Source organism: Halorubrum ruber (assembly GCF_018228765.1).
GTDB lineage: Archaea > Halobacteriota > Halobacteria > Halobacteriales > Haloferacaceae > Halorubrum > Halorubrum ruber.
The window spans coordinates 792,135-807,601 of sequence record NZ_CP073695.1 but is presented as its reverse complement, the minus strand read 5'-3'; the positions used below and the strand labels follow the sequence as shown (position 1 = coordinate 807,601).

General features: G+C 70.4%; 16 protein-coding genes. 7 read left to right on the top strand and 9 right to left on the bottom strand.

From position 1 onward, the window contains the following. Positions 1 to 8 precede the first annotated feature (8 nt). Both J7656_RS03930 and J7656_RS03925 read right to left on the bottom strand, forming a co-directional pair. Complete coding sequence (locus J7656_RS03930) at positions 9 to 587, bottom strand: GNAT family N-acetyltransferase (RefSeq protein ID WP_017343992.1); 579 nt, start codon at positions 585 to 587, stop codon at positions 9 to 11. Continuing rightward, complete coding sequence (locus J7656_RS03925) at positions 584 to 952, bottom strand: universal stress protein (protein ID WP_017343991.1); 369 nt, start codon at positions 950 to 952, stop codon at positions 584 to 586. The genes J7656_RS03930 and J7656_RS03925 overlap by 4 nt, the downstream gene beginning before the upstream one ends. A gap of 106 nt (positions 953 to 1,058) precedes the next feature. Between J7656_RS03925 and J7656_RS03920 the strand changes: the two genes are divergently transcribed. Further along, positions 1,059 to 1,832 carry a DUF5806 family protein gene (locus tag J7656_RS03920; RefSeq protein WP_017343990.1) on the top strand — a complete coding sequence of 258 codons (774 nt, stop codon included), beginning with the start codon at positions 1,059 to 1,061 and terminating at the stop codon, positions 1,830 to 1,832. After that, the gene (locus J7656_RS03915; protein ID WP_211554175.1) at positions 1,829 to 3,481 is read left to right on the top strand and encodes an ATP-binding protein; all 1,653 of its coding nucleotides are present in this window, start codon (positions 1,829 to 1,831) and stop codon (positions 3,479 to 3,481) included. Before J7656_RS03920 ends, J7656_RS03915 begins: the two co-directional genes overlap by 4 nt. A gap of 24 nt (positions 3,482 to 3,505) precedes the next feature. On the opposite strand, the gene J7656_RS03910 is transcribed toward J7656_RS03915, so the two are convergent. From J7656_RS03910 to glyA, 6 genes are all read right to left on the bottom strand, one after another. After that, complete coding sequence (locus J7656_RS03910) at positions 3,506 to 5,227, bottom strand: aldehyde ferredoxin oxidoreductase family protein (protein WP_211554173.1); 1,722 nt, start codon at positions 5,225 to 5,227, stop codon at positions 3,506 to 3,508. A gap of 565 nt (positions 5,228 to 5,792) precedes the next feature. Next, positions 5,793 to 6,302: a metallophosphoesterase gene (locus J7656_RS03905; RefSeq protein ID WP_211554171.1), complete on the bottom strand. Its 510-nt coding sequence runs from the start codon at positions 6,300 to 6,302 to the stop codon at positions 5,793 to 5,795. A 36-nt stretch (positions 6,303 to 6,338) separates the two neighbouring features. Next, a complete protein-coding gene (locus tag J7656_RS03900) occupies positions 6,339 to 7,340 on the bottom strand; it encodes an ornithine cyclodeaminase family protein (RefSeq protein WP_211554168.1) in 1,002 nt (333 codons plus the stop codon). 58 nt (positions 7,341 to 7,398) lie between these two features. Next, positions 7,399 to 7,638: a DUF8015 family protein gene (locus J7656_RS03895; protein WP_211554166.1), complete on the bottom strand. Its 240-nt coding sequence runs from the start codon at positions 7,636 to 7,638 to the stop codon at positions 7,399 to 7,401. Between the two features lie 192 nt (positions 7,639 to 7,830). Then, complete coding sequence (locus tag J7656_RS03890; protein ID WP_211554164.1) at positions 7,831 to 8,241, bottom strand: DUF3054 domain-containing protein; 411 nt, start codon at positions 8,239 to 8,241, stop codon at positions 7,831 to 7,833. A gap of 92 nt (positions 8,242 to 8,333) precedes the next feature. Continuing rightward, a complete protein-coding gene (gene glyA, locus J7656_RS03885) occupies positions 8,334 to 9,581 on the bottom strand; it encodes a serine hydroxymethyltransferase (RefSeq protein WP_211554162.1) in 1,248 nt (415 codons plus the stop codon). Between the two features lie 321 nt (positions 9,582 to 9,902). On the opposite strand from glyA, the gene tbsP reads away from it, so the two are divergent. The 5 genes from tbsP (at position 9,903) to J7656_RS03860 (ending at position 15,197) form a co-directional block, all read left to right on the top strand. Then, positions 9,903 to 10,724, top strand: coding sequence for a transcriptional regulator TbsP (tbsP, locus tag J7656_RS03880; RefSeq protein ID WP_017343980.1), 822 nt, complete (start codon positions 9,903 to 9,905; stop codon positions 10,722 to 10,724). Between the two features lie 121 nt (positions 10,725 to 10,845). After that, the gene (locus tag J7656_RS03875; RefSeq protein ID WP_211554161.1) at positions 10,846 to 12,537 is read left to right on the top strand and encodes a YcaO-like family protein; all 1,692 of its coding nucleotides are present in this window, start codon (positions 10,846 to 10,848) and stop codon (positions 12,535 to 12,537) included. A 77-nt stretch (positions 12,538 to 12,614) separates the two neighbouring features. Next, entirely contained in the window at positions 12,615 to 12,953 is a 339-nt protein-coding gene (locus J7656_RS03870) for a cupin domain-containing protein (protein ID WP_017343978.1), read from the top strand. A 142-nt stretch (positions 12,954 to 13,095) separates the two neighbouring features. Beyond that, positions 13,096 to 14,373 carry an aminotransferase class V-fold PLP-dependent enzyme gene (locus J7656_RS03865; RefSeq protein WP_017343977.1) on the top strand — a complete coding sequence of 426 codons (1,278 nt, stop codon included), beginning with the start codon at positions 13,096 to 13,098 and terminating at the stop codon, positions 14,371 to 14,373. Positions 14,374 to 14,606: 233 nt separating this feature from the next. Beyond that, positions 14,607 to 15,197 (top strand): response regulator, encoded by a 591-nt coding sequence (locus tag J7656_RS03860; protein WP_017343976.1) that lies wholly within the window; start codon positions 14,607 to 14,609, stop codon positions 15,195 to 15,197. 58 nt (positions 15,198 to 15,255) lie between these two features. Here the strand turns inward: J7656_RS03860 and J7656_RS03855 are convergent, their stop codons facing one another. Further along, positions 15,256 to 15,423 (bottom strand): hypothetical protein, encoded by a 168-nt coding sequence (locus J7656_RS03855; RefSeq protein ID WP_017343975.1) that lies wholly within the window; start codon positions 15,421 to 15,423, stop codon positions 15,256 to 15,258. Positions 15,424 to 15,467: the final 44 nt, after the last annotated feature.

Genomic DNA, 15,467 nt, shown 5'->3' with positions numbered 1-15,467 from the left:
GGCCAACGCTACTCGTCGCCGTCGTCCGGATCGGGATCGGCGTCCTCGTCGTCGCCCGCGTGAAGCCGCAGCCCCATCTCCAGCTCGAAGCTCTCGGCGTCGGAGGTCTCGAAGCCGATCTTCTTGTACAGCGAGACCGCGGCGCGGTTCCACCGCTCGACGGTGAGCCACACCTTCTCGACGCCGTTCGCCTGCCCGTGCCCGAGCAGCCCGCGGATGAGGTGGGTGCCGATCCCGGCGCGCTGGTACTCCTGGTGGACGAAGATCGCCAGCTCGTAGGCGTCGCCGTCGGGGACGAGCGTCGCGTGGCCGGCCGCGTCGTCACCGCACCAGGCGATCACGTTGTAGCAGTCGTCACAGAGGATGGCGTCGAGCCACTCGCGGATGCGCTCCTCGCCGCCCGGCGGGATCCCCTGCGCGCGGTCGGCCGGGTCGAAGGCGTCGTACATCTCGACGAGCGCCTCGCGGACCGCCTCCTCGCCCTCGTACGGCCGGATCTCGATCTCGCGGTCCTCGCGGTCCGTGAACGCGGTCGGCGGCGGCGGGAACTCGTCCGCCACCGCGTTCGGGTAGCCTCGGTCGCTCATCTGACCAGCGTGACCGACGTCTTCGCGTTCAGCAGGACGAACTCCGCGATCGACCCGATCGTGATCTTCCCCATCGGACTCGTGTGGCCGCCGCCCAAGACGATCTCCTCGAACCCCTCGGTCTCGGCGATCTCCACCAGCCGGCTCCCCGGGTCGCCCTCGACCCGTCGGACCTCGGCGTCGATTTCGGCCTCGTCCGCCGCCGCCTCGGCACGTTCGACGACCTCGTCGGGCGACACAGAGGAGTCCTCGTTGTCGACCACGGCGATCGTCAGGTCGTCGTTCGCGACCGCCGCCCGTTCGACCGTCCGGTCGAGCGCGCGGAACGAGTCGTCGCTGCCGCCGATCCCGCAGAGCACCTTCATGCCCCATTCCTCCACGCGGCGGTACAAAAGTGGATCTCCGCAAAAGTGGATCCCCGAGCGGGCGACCACCGACAAGGCTTTTGCCCGCCCGCGGAGTTTCGGATGTATGACCGATCACACCGGTTCGGCGGCCGACTCGGCCGGCGAGACCGGCGACTCCGCCGCGGACCGGTCACCCTCCGAGGACCGGTCCCCCGCCGAGGGCGACGACGGGGAGCCCGACTCCCGAGCGGGTGACGGAACGGACGAAGAGACACCGGCCGCGGGGCCGGACGCGGCCGACGCTGACGAGCAGGATTCGACCGGTGGCGATCAGGATACGACCGCGACCGACGACGAGTCCGACGACGTGCCGCGGGATGTCCAGAAGTACGAGCGGTTCAAGAAGATGGACGGCGCGCGCTACGAGCGCGTCAACGAGTTCCTCCGCGACCGGACGTACATCACGGCCCGCGAGTGGGCGATAGCGCGGCTCTGCGCGGACTTCCGCACCGAGACCGGCGTCGAGATGACGAAGATCGGCGAGAACCTCCCCGAGCTCGTCCCCTTCATGACCGACACGTACACGCCGCAGGCGGTCAACCAGGCCCGTTACTCCTTCGAGGAGAAGGTGACGAAGGCGGGCGCAACGTTCCTCTACGGCGCGATGTCCGGCTTCTTCACCGCCGAGGACTTAGACGAGATGATGTACGAGGTGACGGAGGTCGCGAAGTTCCTCCTCGAAGTGGAGGGCGTCGACCTCGCGGTCGCCGACGAGTTAGAGGCCGAAGATAGGATTAGCGAGGTGATGCGCGAGGTGCGCGCCTCCTCGGCGGACCTCCGCGGCGAAGAGGTTCGCTGCCCCGAGTGCGGTCACGTTCACACGCCGGCGGACGAGTGACCATGGACCGCTTCCCCGAGGCGATCGACGCCACGCCGGACCCGACGCTGGTCGTCGACGGCGACGGCGTCGTCCACGCCGGGACGCCGAGCGTCGAAGCGGTGTTCGGGCTCGACCCGAATGACCTCTCGGGGCGGTCGATCGGCGACGTGTTCGAGGATCCGACCGAGCTGGACTGGGGCGGCGGCGGGTCGGCGCCGCCCTCCGGCGTCGACGACGACAGCACCGGAGCCAGTGGTTTCGGGAGCAACGAGCCGAGCGAGAGGGAGGCAGCGGACTCTCGCCACGACGTGCGGGCGCTCATCGAGACGACGCGCGCCGGCGAGGCGCGGTCGCTCGCCGACGGGTTCGAGCTGGCCGTCCGCCGCGGCGACGGCGTCCTCGTCCCGGTCCGGGTCAGCGTCGGCCCGTTCGAGATCGACGGCGACCCGTACGCGGTCGTCACCGCGATCGACGTCTCGAACGAGCGGACGCGGCGGCTGGCGCTCCAGCGCCGCACGGAGACGCTCGAATCCCTCCACGAGGCGACCCGGGAGCTGCTGAAGACGACCGACAGGGAGGCGGCCGCCGAGGCGGCGGTGGCGTACGTCGACGACGTACTGGGTCATCCGATCGCCGCGATCTGGCTGTACGACGAGGGGGAAGACGCCCTCGAACCGATCGCCTGGACCGACACGGCGGACGCCGTCGTCGGCGACCACCCGACGTTCGCGGCCGACGAGCGGAGCATTACGTGGGACGTGTTCGAGAGCGGGGAGCCGACCTACGTGGCGGATGTCGGCGACGACCCGGACCGCTACGACGACGACGCGACGATCCGCAGCGAACTCGTCGTCCCGCTCGGTCGGTACGGCGTGTTGAACGTCGGCGCGACCGCTCCCGACGCCTTCGACGACTCCGATCTCGCGGTCGCGCGCATCTGGGCGGCGACGGTGACGATGGTGCTCGTCCGCATCGAACGGGAGCGGCAGCTCCGGCGCCGCGAGGAGGAGGTGGCGCGCGAGCGCGACCGCTTGGAGGAGTTCGCCAGCCTCGTCTCACACGACCTGCGGAGCCCGCTCAACGTCGCGGCCGGGAACCTCGAGATCGTCAGCGACCGGCTCGCGGACGAGTCGATCGACGTCGGGGAGCTCGGGGCGGTGAAGCGCTCGCTGGACCGGATGGACGCCCTCATCGAGGACCTGCTCGCGCTGGCGAGACAGGGGTCTGGGATCGACGAGACCGAGCCCGTCCCGCTGGCGGACCTCGCCGCCGAGTGCTGGGAGACCGCGGACACCGAGTCGGCGACGCTCGCGGTCGAGACGGACGCGGTCGTCGAGGCGGACCGCAGCCGCCTGCGGCAGGCCTTAGAGAACCTCTTCGGCAACGCGGTCGAACACGTCGGCGAGACGGTCACCGTCACGGTCGGCGCGCTCCCGGACGGCGACGGGTTCTACGTCGAGGACGACGGCCCCGGGATCGACCCGGCCGACCGCGAGGAGGTGTTCGAGGCGGGCGTGACGACCGACCCCGACGGCACCGGGTTCGGGCTGAAGATCGTCGCCGAGGTCGCGGACGCCCACGGCTGGACGGTCGAACTGGTCGACGGCGAACGCGGCGGCGCCCGGTTCGAGTTCCGCGGCGTCGACGTCGAGTCGGGCGGCGAGTAGGCGAGCAGCGGGAAAGACTCCGGCTCAGTCGTCGGCCGTCGCTCGGCTCCCGGCGTCGAGGCCGTCGCCGTGGCCCGGGACGGTGCCGTCGTCGTTCCAGCCGCGGAGCGCGTAGTACTCCGAGAGGGCGTCGTCGAACCCCTCGATCGCGTCGGCGTACGGGAGCGTGTCGTCGGCGCGGTCAAAGCCGCGGGCGTTGTTGAACGCGCGCTCCAACTCGACGATCCGCGCGCCCAGCGATTGGAGGGCGTCGTAGTCGGCGTCGAGCAGCGCGGCAAGCCGGTCGTCGGTGACGGTGCCCCGCGAGAACTTACAGATCACGGCGGAGTCTAGCACCGCGTTGCGGTTCTCCTTCGCGACGAGCTTGGGAGGTTTCCCGTCGAGTCCCTGCGGGTCGAGCGCGTCGTCGGGGTCGACGAGCGGGTACTCGTACGGGTAGAACTCCCCGTACATGTGGTCGGCGCCGCGGTTCGCGGTCGCGAACGCGAGCCCCTGCCCGTTGAGCGCGCGGCCGTCGTGGCCGGAGAACGCCATCCCCTTCACCGTCCAGTCCTCGGCGCCGAACTCCGCGTGGGCGCGGTGGACGCCCTCCGCGAGCTTGTCGCCGACGCCCTCGCGGTAAGCGATCTGCTCGACGAGCGAGCGGACGAGCTCCGCGTTGCCGAACTCGTCTTCGCTCTGCAGGAACATCGAGACGACGTCGCCACAGGAGATGGTGTCCATCCCCAGCTCGTCGCACAGCTCGTTCGCGGCCATCACGTCGACGACGTCGTCGACGCCCGCGTTCGAGCCGAACGCCATCACGGTCTCGAACTCGGGGCCCTCCGTCTCGACGCCGGTCGCCTCGTCGCGCGTGGGGAGCTTACAGGCGAACGCGCACTGCGAGCAGGTCCCCTTCTTGTACTTCTTCTCCTCGACGCGGTCGCCGGAGATGCCCTCGACGCCCTCGAAGGAGGTCTCGGCGAAGTAGTAGGAGGGGAGCGCGTCCACCTCGTTGGCGAGCTCCGTCACGCTCGTCGTCCCCTGCCGCTTCATGATCGAGTCGGAGGTGGCCGCCTCGCGGTGGACTTCCCCCGCCTCGTCGGGCCAGTCGAGGTCGATCTCGGCCTCGCTATCCCCGTCGAACGTGAGCGCCTTCACGCCCTTCGAGCCGAGGACGGCCCCCAGCCCGCCGCGCCCGAACGCCCGCGTGTCCGAGGTCATCACCGACGCGAACCGCACCTCGTTCTCCCCTGCGGGGCCGACGCAGGCAACGTGTTCGGGCTCCAGGTCGCGCGTCTCCGCGAACCGGTCGGAGACCGCCGACACCTCCGCCTGCTCTAAGTCCGGGACCTCCTCGAACGTCACGTCCGGCTCGCCGTCCGGGCCGACCTCGCGGACGTGGACCGCGAGCAGGTCGTCGCTCGCGCCGACGATCTCGACGGCCGCGTACCCCGCGCCGGTGAAGTTCCGCGAGAGGAACCCGCCCGCGTTCGACGACAGCAGCCCGTTCGTGAGCGGCGAGAGGCCCGTGGCGGCCATCCGGCCGGTGTAGGAGGTCGTCGAGTACTGCATCGGACCGGTCGAAAAATACAGCCGGTTCTCCGGGCCGAGCGGGTCGGCGTCGAACGGGATCCGGTCGTACGCGAGCGACGTGTTGAGCCCGCGGCCGCCGACGAACGACGCGAGCCGATCGTCGATCGGCTCCGTCGACGCGGTCCGCTCGGTTAGGTCGATCGTGAGGAGCGGCCCCTGTGCGTGTCTCATGGACGAACAGAGCGAACGAGCGGCGATAAAACTCGGGGTGGGGAGGCGGTTTAAATACCAGTTAGCGGCGGTGCGATAGTTTATAAACGAAAATGCGGTGGCGCGTGCCTGCGAGCGGCCGCCCTCGGCGGCCGCGAGACAGCACGCGCGAGGGAGTCGCTGGCTCCCGGAGCGAAGCGGAGGGTGCCAGCGACGAGGCTGGGGAGGTGTGAGGTGCGGTCGCTGTGCGGTACAGGGTGGGACTCAAACGGGCAGCCGCGAGGCGGTCGCAGGCGACGTAAGCACTGGAAGGAGCGAACGAAGTGAGCGACTGAAGCGCGCAACGAGCGTGCGACCGCCTCGCGGCTGGGGGTTTGGCGGTGTTCGCCGACGATTCACCAGCAACGATTTATAAGCGAGCGGCTGGGGCTTTGGCGGTGTTCGCCACCGATCCGCGATCAGCCATTTATAACCCAGCGGCTGGGGCTTTGGCAGCCTTCACCGCGGAGCCGACGACTTCTTATAAACATCTGACACCGTATCACAGTTCAACTTATAAACGACTGGCCTACGTCACGCACGGTTCTTATTCGTCGAGGACGTGGTGCGCCACCGCATCCACACCCGAATCCGTCGTCTCCAGCGTCGCGACGCGGAACGCGTCGTCCGCACCGTCGACCGGGATCGGAAGCCCGCCCGGGTTCACGCGGACGGTCCCGTCTCGCGCCTCGACGCCGTGCGCGTGGGTGTGGCCGTGGAACACGTAGTCGTAGTCGCCGCAGTCGACGAGCGCGTCGACGACGAGGTCGCTCGTCCCGTGAGTGACCGCAATATCCACACCGTCGAACGAGAGCGCGGCGGCCTCGCCGTGGTACTCGCTGAACTCCTCGACCGTCGACTCGACCGCCCACTCGCCGTCGTTGTTCCCGCGGACGGCGTGGAAGTCGAAATCCGCGTCGAACGGCGTCACTGAGAAGGGCGCGACGAAGTCGCCGCAGTGGACGACCGCGTCGACCCCCTCGCGCTCGAACAGCGAGACGGCCGCCTCGACCGCGGTCAGGTCGTCGTGCGTGTCGGAGACGATGCCGATCAGCATACCGACCGGACGCCGCCGCGCTACTTCAACCTGCGCCTACTCCCCAGTCAGCGCCTCGCTCGCGGGCGCGAAGTCGATGGTCTGCCCGCGCCCCTTCTCGCTCGCCCGTTTATAAAGCATGTACGCGGCCGCGACCGTCTCGACCCCGCTCCCGCCGGAGTCGAAGACGGTCACCTCCTCGTCGCTCGTCCGACCGGGGTGGTCGCCCGCGACGACCTCGCCGAGGTCGGCCGCGATCCCCTCGCCCTCCGCGATCAGGTCGGCCTCGACCGCGGCGAGGTACGAGCCGGCGTCCTGCGTCGCACGCGCTCGGAGGTCGGGGACGTAGGTGGCCCGCGCGACGAGCTCCGGCGGGAGTTCGTTCTTCTCCGGGTGGTACTGGCCCATCGCGGTAACGTGCGTCCCCGGCTCCACGTCGGCGTCGTCGATCACCGGCTCGCTCGCGGTCGTCGCGGTGATCACGACATCGGCACCCGCCAGCGCGGCGCTCGCGCTCTCGACCGCCGACACGTCGGCGTCGAGCCGCTCGTCGAAGTCGGCGGCGAACGCCTCCCGGTGCTCCGGGGTCGGCGAGAAGACGCGCACCGCCTCGAACTCGCGGACCGTCGCGGTCGTCGCGACCTGCCCGCGCGCCTGTGCGCCGCTGCCGATCACGGCGAGCTCGGTCGCATCCTCGCGAGCGAGCGCGTCGACCGCGACCGCCCCGGCGGCGCCGGTCTTGAACGGGTTCATCGACGCGCCGTCGAGCAGCGCGAGCGGCGCGCCCGACTCGGCGTCGAACAGCGGGGTCATGAACCACGCGTCCTCCGCGCCGAAGCCGGCGGAGTACGTGTACCCGCCCATCGCGCCCGTCTCGGGGAGGAGGGCGGCGTAGGTGGTCAACATCCCCGGCGGCTCGCGGTTGAACAGCTTCGTCCGCGGCTCCGCGGGCGCTCCCTCGCCCACCTGTCGGTAGGCGTCGCGCACGGCGGCGACGTAGTCGGCCGGCTCGGCGAGGTCGTCGACCTCGGAACTCGTGAGGAACAGGGCGTCCGTCATGCCCGACCAGTCGGGGCGGGGGAACTAAACGGTACAGGACGCGGCGAACGGCGACGCGTCACGCGGACGACCGGCCGCCCGGTCCCCCATCTCCCCGACCGGGGCGCGACGCGTCCGCCGGCGCGTCGGCGGCGACTGGGGCCCTGACGAAGATCGCGTGGGCCATGACGGTCGCGGCGGCCACCGCGCCCGCGGGCAACGCCGACATCAACGACAGCCCGACAAGGTTGAGGAAGGCGGTCACGCCGATCAACGCTGCCGGGATGAGCCCGAGGACGTAGTCGTAGTATCCAGTCATGCTGTCGTTGAATACTAGTGGGAAATCCATATTAAATCTTTCTCGGTGTTCGGTGAGAGTTCGTTCGTGAACACAGAGACGTTACTCGTAACTTATGAAGGCCGTGGCCGTGTCGATACGAATCGAGGCCCCGGCGAGAAGGCGGAAGACAGCGTTCAGGCGCCGAATTCGGGGGCGAATCGGATCAAACCGCTACCGGAGCCGGAAGTACACCGCCCGCCAGCCGCCGAGGGCGACCGAGCCGAGCACCAGCATGACGACGGCGAAGGCGGGCGCGGCGCCGCCTCGGAAGACGAACGCGCGGAGCGCCAGCCCGACGACGGCGGCCGGGATCCACGACCGGATCACGAGCGGGACCGACGACTTCGCGGTCTCGACGGCGCCGGCGGAATAGGCCCCCACGAGCGGCGCGATCAGGGCCCACGCGATCAGGAACGGCGCGAACACTTCGAGCAGGTAGAGCGGGTTCGACGACAGGAACTCGACGCTGCTGTGGTTAATCGCACCGATCGTCAACAGGACGATCAGCGCGATCAGGTCGCCGACCGCGAGGGGGACGGCGGCGCGGTCGAGGCGTGTTGCGAGGAACGACGAGTCGGCCATACCGACCCGTCGGGCTCCCCCCTACTTTGTACGCACGGATTCGGTCGGGCAGTCGAGCACCGGCGACTGCGACGTCGCCAGCCGGTGTGCCGCTACTCGTACAGCGGGTGCGCCTCGCAGAGCTCGACGACGCGCTCGCCGACCTCGTAGATGACGTCCTCGCTGTCGACGTTGTCGACGACGCGGTAGATCAGGTCGCCGACCTCCTCGATCGCATCGGCGTCGAAGCCGCGCGTCGTGATCCCGGCGGTGCCCGCGCGGATCCCCGAGGGGTCGAACGGCGAGCGCGTCTCGCCGGGGACCGTGTTCCCGTTGAGGACGATGTTCGCGGCCGCGAGCGCGTCCTCCGCGTCGCCGCCCGAGAGGTCGGGGTGCGAGTCGCGTAAGTCGGCGAGCACGAGGTGGTTGTCCGTCCCGCCGGAGACCAGCGAGAGGCCGTGCTCCTGAAGCGTCTCCGCGAGCACCTCGGCGTTGTCGACCACGTTTTGCGCGTACTCCTCGAACTCGGGCTCTAAGGCCTCCTTGAAGCCGACCGCCTTGCCGGCGACGTTGTGCATCAGCGGGCCGCCCTGCCCGCCAGGGAACACCGCCGAGTCGATGTCGTCCGCGAACTCCTCGTCGCACATCACGATCCCGCCGCGGCCGGCGCGGATCGTCTTGTGGGTCGAGCCCGTGACGAAGTCGGCGACGCCGACCGGCGACGGGTGGACGCCGGCGGCGACGAGCCCGGTGATGTGCGCGATGTCCGCGAGGTGGTAGGCGTCGACCGCGTCCGCGGCCGCCTGGATCTCCTCCCAGTCGACGGTGCGGGGGTACGCGGAGTAGCCCGAGACGATGATGTCCGGCTCGAACGACTCGGCCGCGGCGCGGAGCCCCTCGTAGTCGATGTACCCCGTCTCGGGGTCGACCTCGTACTGCTCGACGTCGTACAGCTGCCCCGTGAAGTTCGCTGGATGGCCGTGCGAGAGGTGGCCGCCGTGGTTGAGGTCCAAAGAGAGGATCTTGTCGCCCGGCTCGAGGACGGAGTAGTACACCGCCTGGTTCGCCTGCGTCCCGGAGTGGGGCTGGACGTTGACGTGGTCGGCGCCCCACAGCTCCTTCGCGCGCTCGATCGCCAGCTCCTCGACATCGTCGGCGTACTCGCAGCCGGCGTAGTAGCGCGAGCCGGGATAGCCCTCGGCGTACTTGTTGGTGAGGACGCTCCCCTGCGCCTCCAGCACCGCCTCGCTGACGTGGTTCTCGCTCGCGATCATCGCGAGCGTCTGCTCCTGTCTGTCGCGCTCGCCCGCCAGCGCGTCGGCGACCGCCGGGTCGACCTCCCGGACGTGCTCGTGGTCCATGTGCGAACGCGGGCGCGACCGCGCATTAATCCTTCCGTCGCCGGCGGAACTGCCGGCGCGCCGCCCGCGGACGCGGCCCCGAACCGCCGGCCGGCCCGAGAGCGACCTCCCGAGAGAAACCGCCGGCCTGAGAGCGACCTCCCGAGAGAAACCGCCGGCCCGAGAGAAGACTGTCGGCCCGGAAGCGACCCCGAGACGGGGGGCGATTTTCGACCGGTCGTATCGGCCGTTTTCGGTGGTTTGAGGCCTGCTGCGTGCGTTGTTCGTTACATAAACCCCGTTAATATTAAATACGCAACCGGCTTTTATACGAAGAGATAAATGGTGTCGAATTTACTGGCGGCCGACGTCGAGGCGGCGCTCGAAGCGGCGTTCGCCGGGGGCGACGACGAGCTGCTCGTCGTGGACCCCTCCGCGGAGACGATCGTATCGCTGGTCGAGACCGCGGTCGGGCGGGACGACCTCCCGGAGCTGTCGATGCTCGCCGACGAGCGCACGCTCAAGGACGTCATGGACGACTTCGTCGTCGCGTCCCGGGCGGCCGACCTCGTCGCCGACGGCGCCTTAGAGATCCGGGTGCTCGACGGGGAGGTCGACAACGCGCTGTTCGTCTCCCCGTCCCGGGTCGTCGCCCTGGTCACCGCGGGAGACGGCGTCGCCGCGCTCTCGACCGACGACGAGGAGTTCGTCGACGAGGTGTACGACTCCCATCGCGGCGCGTTCGACGATGCGGAGCCGTACACGCTCCGCACGCCGGCGATCAGCCGGGTCCGCGAGACGATGGAATCGGAGATCGGCGAGGCGGCCCGCGCCGACTTCGACGCCGTCCTCGACGCGACCGAGCGCGACGGCGGCGCCGACCTCGACGAGGTGACCGTCTCGCTGCTCGTCGCGGCGAAGAACGACGTGCTGCTCTACGACATCTCGAAGTGGGGCGAGGACGTCGGCATCGCCTCGAAGGCGACGTTCTCCCGGACGAAGACGCGCCTCGAGGACCTCGGCATCATCGACACCGAGAAGGTCCCGATCGACGTCGGCCGCCCCCGGCTCCGCCTGAAGCTCGGCGACGAGCGCCTCGAGGGCGTCGACGCCGCGGAGCTGGCCGACGAGGCCGCAGAGATGATGGCCGCGACGCCCGCCTGAAGGCCGTTTCCCGTTCTCGCCGCAGCAACACCCTTTCTCGTTCCCGCCGCAATCACGTCACGCGTCCGGGCGCCCGCCGCGGACCCCGCGCCTTTTTTTCGCCGCCTCGCGTCGACCGGGTATGGATATCGGACTTGTCGGCGACGGGCCCGCGGTCGAGGCGACCGAGGCCGCGCTCGGCGACGTCGACGTGAACGCGATGCCCGTCGAGGCCGACCTGCTCGACGGGTTCGACCTCGCGGTCGTCGTCGACACCGCCGGCTCGTCGACGTTCGCGACCGCGAACGAGCTGCTCGACCGTTGGATCGCCGTCGAGGTGGGTGGGCTCGGCGGCGTCCCCCTCGACGACCTCGACGCCGCGGTGACCGTCTTCGACGACGCCTGCTACGACTGCCTGCGCGTCCGCGTCGAGAGCGGCGGCCCGGAGCCGGCGGACGCGCCGGCCGGCCGTCGGTCCGCGGTGCGCTACGCCGGCGCGGTGGCCGGGCGACGGGCGATTCGACTCCTCGCCGGCGACCCGGTGGCCGACACCGTCGTCGAGGTGCCGGGCGCCGAGCGGACGCTGCTGCCCGCGCCGGGCTGCGGCTGCGGCGCGGACCCAGGCGACGCGCTCCCGCGCGACCACGCGGACCGGAGGCTCGACGACGCGATCGACCGCGCGGAGCGGGCCGTCGACCCCCGGATCGGCGCGCTGCGCGAGGTCGGCGAGCAGGAGTCGTTCCCGCTGCCGTACTACGTCGCGCGGGTGGCGGACACGACCCCCTTCTCCGACGCCGACGCGGCCGACTTCGGCGGCGGCGCGGCCGCCGACTGGGACGCCGCGTTCATGAAGGCGCTCGGCGAGGGGTTAGAGCGGTACGCGGCCGGCGTCTACCGCGAGGCCGAGTTCACGCGCGCGCCGGCCGCGAACGTCCCGAACCCGGTCACCCCGGACGCGTTCGTCCGCCCCGACGGCGCCGAGGCGTACGACCGCGACGACCGGCTCCCGTGGGTCCGCGGCGAGTCGCTCGTGACTGGCGACCCCGCGAGCCTCCCGGCGGAGTTCGTCGGCTTCCCGCCGCCGGAGAACCGGTATCGCCCGGCGATCACGACGGGACTCGGGCTCGGTAGCTCCGGACCCGACGCCGCGCTCTCCGGGCTGTACGAGGCGATCGAGCGCGACGCGACGATGACCAGCTGGTACTCCACGACGGAGCCGCTCGGGCTCGACCTCGACGACCCCGGCTTCGCCGAGCTGGAGAAGCGGGCCCGCGCGGAGTCGCTGTCGGTGACCCCGCTGCTCGTCACGACCGACGTCGACGTGCCGGTCGTCGCGGTCGGCGTGAGTCGAACGGGCGACTGGCCGCGGTTCGCCGCGGGGTCGGGCGCCGACCTCGACCCGGCCGCGGCGGCGCGGAGCGCGCTCGCGGAGGCGCTCCAGAACTGGACCGAGCTCCGCTCGATGGGGCGGGAGGCGGCCGACGAGCAGGGCGCCGCGATCGGTCACCACGCCGACCGCCCCGCGGAGACGGCCGCGTTCTTCGACCCGGACGCGACCGTCTCGGCCGAGGGGCTCGGCGAGCCGGAGCTGTCGGGGACCGAGGAGCTCGACGCCGCGATCGACCGCGTCGAGAGCGTCGGGCTCGACCCGTACGTCGCGCGGGTGACGACCCGCGACCTCGAAGCGCTGGGGTTCGAGGCCGTCCGCGTCCTAGTTCCCGGCGCGCAGCCGCTGTTCACCGGCGAGCCGTTCTTCGGCGACCGCGCGAGCGAGGTGCCGCGGTCGATGGGGTTCGAGCCCGCGCTCGACCGACCGTACCACCCGTTCCCGTGACGGGCGTCCCGTTCTCGTGACGAGGGGGAGCCTCTCGTTCCCGCGGATTTAGGTGCCTCCGGGTCGCGGGAGGTCGTATGGACGTCGTACCCGACGCGGACGTCGAGGCGGTCGAGGCGGTCGACGACGTGTTCCTCACGCAGGGCGCCGTCGGCGATGGAATGAGCATCCAGCGGTTCAAGATCGAACCGGGCGCGACGGTGCCCGAACACGACCACCCGCACGAGCAGATCGGCGTGATCACGGCCGGGCGGCTGACGTTCGTCGTCGACGGCGAGGAGCGCGTCGTCGGCCCCGACGACACCTACGTGATCCCCGGCGGCGAGCCGCACGCGGCCGAGAACCGTACCGACGAGCCGGTCGTGGGGTTCGACATCTTCTCGCCGCCGCGCGCGAACCCCGATTGGCAGGAGTAGGTGGGGGGCGGTCCGGGCCGGGTCGAGTGCGGGGCGAGTTCGGGCGCGAACCGCCGCGAAACGCGCGATTCCGCGCGTCAGCGATACCTGCAAGACGTACCGGACCGAAGGTGTGTTAGTCCTCGGGCCCCGATTAGGGGTAATGGGAGTTCAAGAACAGTACCCGTTCGACGTGGAGGCGCTCCGCGCCGATTTCCCGATCCTCGATCGGAAAGTCGGCGGGGACCCGGAGACGGCCGGGGAAGGCGAGGGCGACAACACTCCCCTCGTCTACCTCGACAACGCGGCGACCTCGCACACGCCCGACCCGGTCGTCGACGCCATCTCCGACTACTACCGGAGCTACAACGCCAACGTCCACCGCGGGATCCACCAGCTGAGCCAAGAGGCGTCGGTCGCCTACGAGGAGGCTCACGACGCTGTCGCCGACTTCATCGGCGCCGAAGGCCGCGAGGAGATCGTCTTCACGAAGAACACGACGGAGGCGATGAACCTCGTCGCCTACGCGTGGGGCCTCGAAGAGCTCGGTCCCGGGGACAACGTCGTCCTCTCCGAGATGGAGCACCACGCCTCGCTCGTCACCTGGCAGCAGATCGGTAAGCGGACCGGCGCCGACGTGCGCTTCATCGACGTCACCGACGAGGGGCGACTGGACATGGACCACGCGGCGGAACTCATCGACGACGACACCGAGATGGTGTCCGTCGTCCACGTGTCGAACACGCTCGGCACGGTGAACCCGATCCGCGAGCTGGCCGACATGGCCCACGATCACGACGCCTACATCTTCGCCGACGCCGCGCAGTCGGTGCCGACGCGCCCCGTCGACGTCGCGGAGTTAGACGTCGACTTCCTCGCCTTCTCCGGCCACAAGATGTGCGGCCCGACCGGGATCGGCGCCCTCTACGGCCGCGAGGAGATCTTAGAGGGGATGCAACCCTATCTCTACGGCGGCGACATGATCCGCCGCGTCTCCTTCGAGGACTCCACCTGGGAGGACCTCCCGTGGAAGTTCGAGGCCGGGACGCCCTCGATCGCGCAGGGGATCGGTCTCGCGGCCGCGATCGAGTACCTCGAAGAGGTCGGGATGGACCGGATCGAGGCCCACGAGGACCTGCTGGCCGAGTACGCCTACGACGAGCTGGAGGCGCTCGGCGGCGTCGAGATCTACGGCCCGCCCGGCGACGACCGCGGCGGCCTCGTCGCGTTCAACGTCGAGGGCGTCCACGCCCACGACCTCTCCAGCATCCTCAACGACTACGGCGTCGCGATCCGCGCCGGCGACCACTGCACCCAGCCGCTCCACGACGAGATGGGCGTCGCCGCCTCCGCGCGCGCCTCCTTCTACTTCTACAACACCGTCGAGGAGGTCGACGCCCTCGTCGACGCGGTCCGCGAGGCGCGCGACCTGTTCGCCTGAGCGGCCGTTCCCGCGGCTCGTCCCCGCGATCGGAGGGGCGGGCGCGCGATCGAGTACCCGTCCCGTTCTCGTCCGGTGTTTTCGTAGTAATACCACCGAATAGTCGGCGCTAAGCGGTGTGACAACGGTGATCGCGGTATTATTATTACGACCCCGCGGCGATTACGTACGAAGAAAGTAACTACCGACGTAGTAAGTCGCCCTCCGACGAGACGTCGCCCGCCACACAACGCATGACCGACCACACCACACCGCCGTCCGACACGTCCGCAGCCGCGAACGCAGCCGCCGATCGAACCGAGCCGCCCGAGGCCGACGCGGAAGACCGCGGAGCGCCGATCACCGTCCTCCAAGTCGAGCCCGACGCGCGCTCCGCCGAGCTGCTGGAGGTGTTCGCGGCGCGGCTCACCGACCGCGTGCGAGTTCGTTCCGTGGAGCGCCTCGCGGACGCGCTCGACGCTCTCGACGCCGGAGTCGAAATCGACGGGGAGCGGGTCGCGGTCGACTGCGTCGTGACCGAGCAGCTGCTGCCCGACGGCGACGGGATCGAGCTCACGGAGCGGCTCCGCGGGGCGGGCAGCGGACTGCCGGTCGTCTTCAACACCACGTGTCCGAGCGAGGAGCGCGAGGCCGCGGCGTTCGGCGCCGGTGCGGACGCCTACTTCGAGAAGGGGGCCGACCGCGGCCGGTTCGACGCAGTGTTGGACCGGGTCCGAGCGCTCGTCGACGAGCGTGGCGGCCGCGCGGGAGGCGCCGAGCCGCCGGTCGCGCAGACGCCGCGGACGCCCGGCTCGCCCGGGGAACGGCTCCGCTCCGAGGAGTGAGGGCGGCGGCGCCGCACGGCGCGGACGCTGCCGTCCGCGAGAGGCGCCGTGAAGCTCCCTATCGCTCGCGGTCGAGGTCGACCGTGAGGTCGGTCGCGATCCACGCGTCGGTGTTGCCCTGTTCGGCGAAGACGGTCCGCTCCTGAGAACAGCGGGTCGCGGCGACGGTCGGCCGCTCGTCGGCCGCCGCGTCGGCGTCCCGCTCGATCCGGTCTCCCGTTGTCATTACCGTCCGCTCAGGGACCGGTGGTGTTATAGATTTCGGTCGGC

What these genes read in the sequence shown, in the direction of transcription:
- J7656_RS03870 (WP_017343978.1), top strand. Translation starts at nt 12,615, where the DNA reads ATGGACGTCGTACCCGACGCGGACGTCGAGGCGGTCGAGGCGGTCGAC.
- J7656_RS03865 (WP_017343977.1), top strand. Translation starts at nt 13,096, where the DNA reads ATGGGAGTTCAAGAACAGTACCCGTTCGACGTGGAGGCGCTCCGCGCC.
- tbsP (WP_017343980.1), top strand. Translation starts at nt 9,903, where the DNA reads ATGGTGTCGAATTTACTGGCGGCCGACGTCGAGGCGGCGCTCGAAGCG.
- J7656_RS03925 (WP_017343991.1), bottom strand. Translation starts at nt 952, where the DNA reads ATGAAGGTGCTCTGCGGGATCGGCGGCAGCGACGACTCGTTCCGCGCG.
- J7656_RS03930 (WP_017343992.1), bottom strand. Translation starts at nt 587, where the DNA reads ATGAGCGACCGAGGCTACCCGAACGCGGTGGCGGACGAGTTCCCGCCG.
- J7656_RS03900 (WP_211554168.1), bottom strand. Translation starts at nt 7,340, where the DNA reads ATGACGGACGCCCTGTTCCTCACGAGTTCCGAGGTCGACGACCTCGCC.
- glyA (WP_211554162.1), bottom strand. Translation starts at nt 9,581, where the DNA reads ATGGACCACGAGCACGTCCGGGAGGTCGACCCGGCGGTCGCCGACGCG.
- J7656_RS03855 (WP_017343975.1), bottom strand. Translation starts at nt 15,423, where the DNA reads ATGACAACGGGAGACCGGATCGAGCGGGACGCCGACGCGGCGGCCGAC.
- J7656_RS03890 (WP_211554164.1), bottom strand. Translation starts at nt 8,241, where the DNA reads ATGGCCGACTCGTCGTTCCTCGCAACACGCCTCGACCGCGCCGCCGTC.
- J7656_RS03910 (WP_211554173.1), bottom strand. Translation starts at nt 5,227, where the DNA reads ATGAGACACGCACAGGGGCCGCTCCTCACGATCGACCTAACCGAGCGG.
- J7656_RS03905 (WP_211554171.1), bottom strand. Translation starts at nt 6,302, where the DNA reads ATGCTGATCGGCATCGTCTCCGACACGCACGACGACCTGACCGCGGTC.
- J7656_RS03860 (WP_017343976.1), top strand. Translation starts at nt 14,607, where the DNA reads ATGACCGACCACACCACACCGCCGTCCGACACGTCCGCAGCCGCGAAC.
- J7656_RS03895 (WP_211554166.1), bottom strand. Translation starts at nt 7,638, where the DNA reads ATGACTGGATACTACGACTACGTCCTCGGGCTCATCCCGGCAGCGTTG.
- J7656_RS03875 (WP_211554161.1), top strand. Translation starts at nt 10,846, where the DNA reads ATGGATATCGGACTTGTCGGCGACGGGCCCGCGGTCGAGGCGACCGAG.
- J7656_RS03920 (WP_017343990.1), top strand. Translation starts at nt 1,059, where the DNA reads ATGACCGATCACACCGGTTCGGCGGCCGACTCGGCCGGCGAGACCGGC.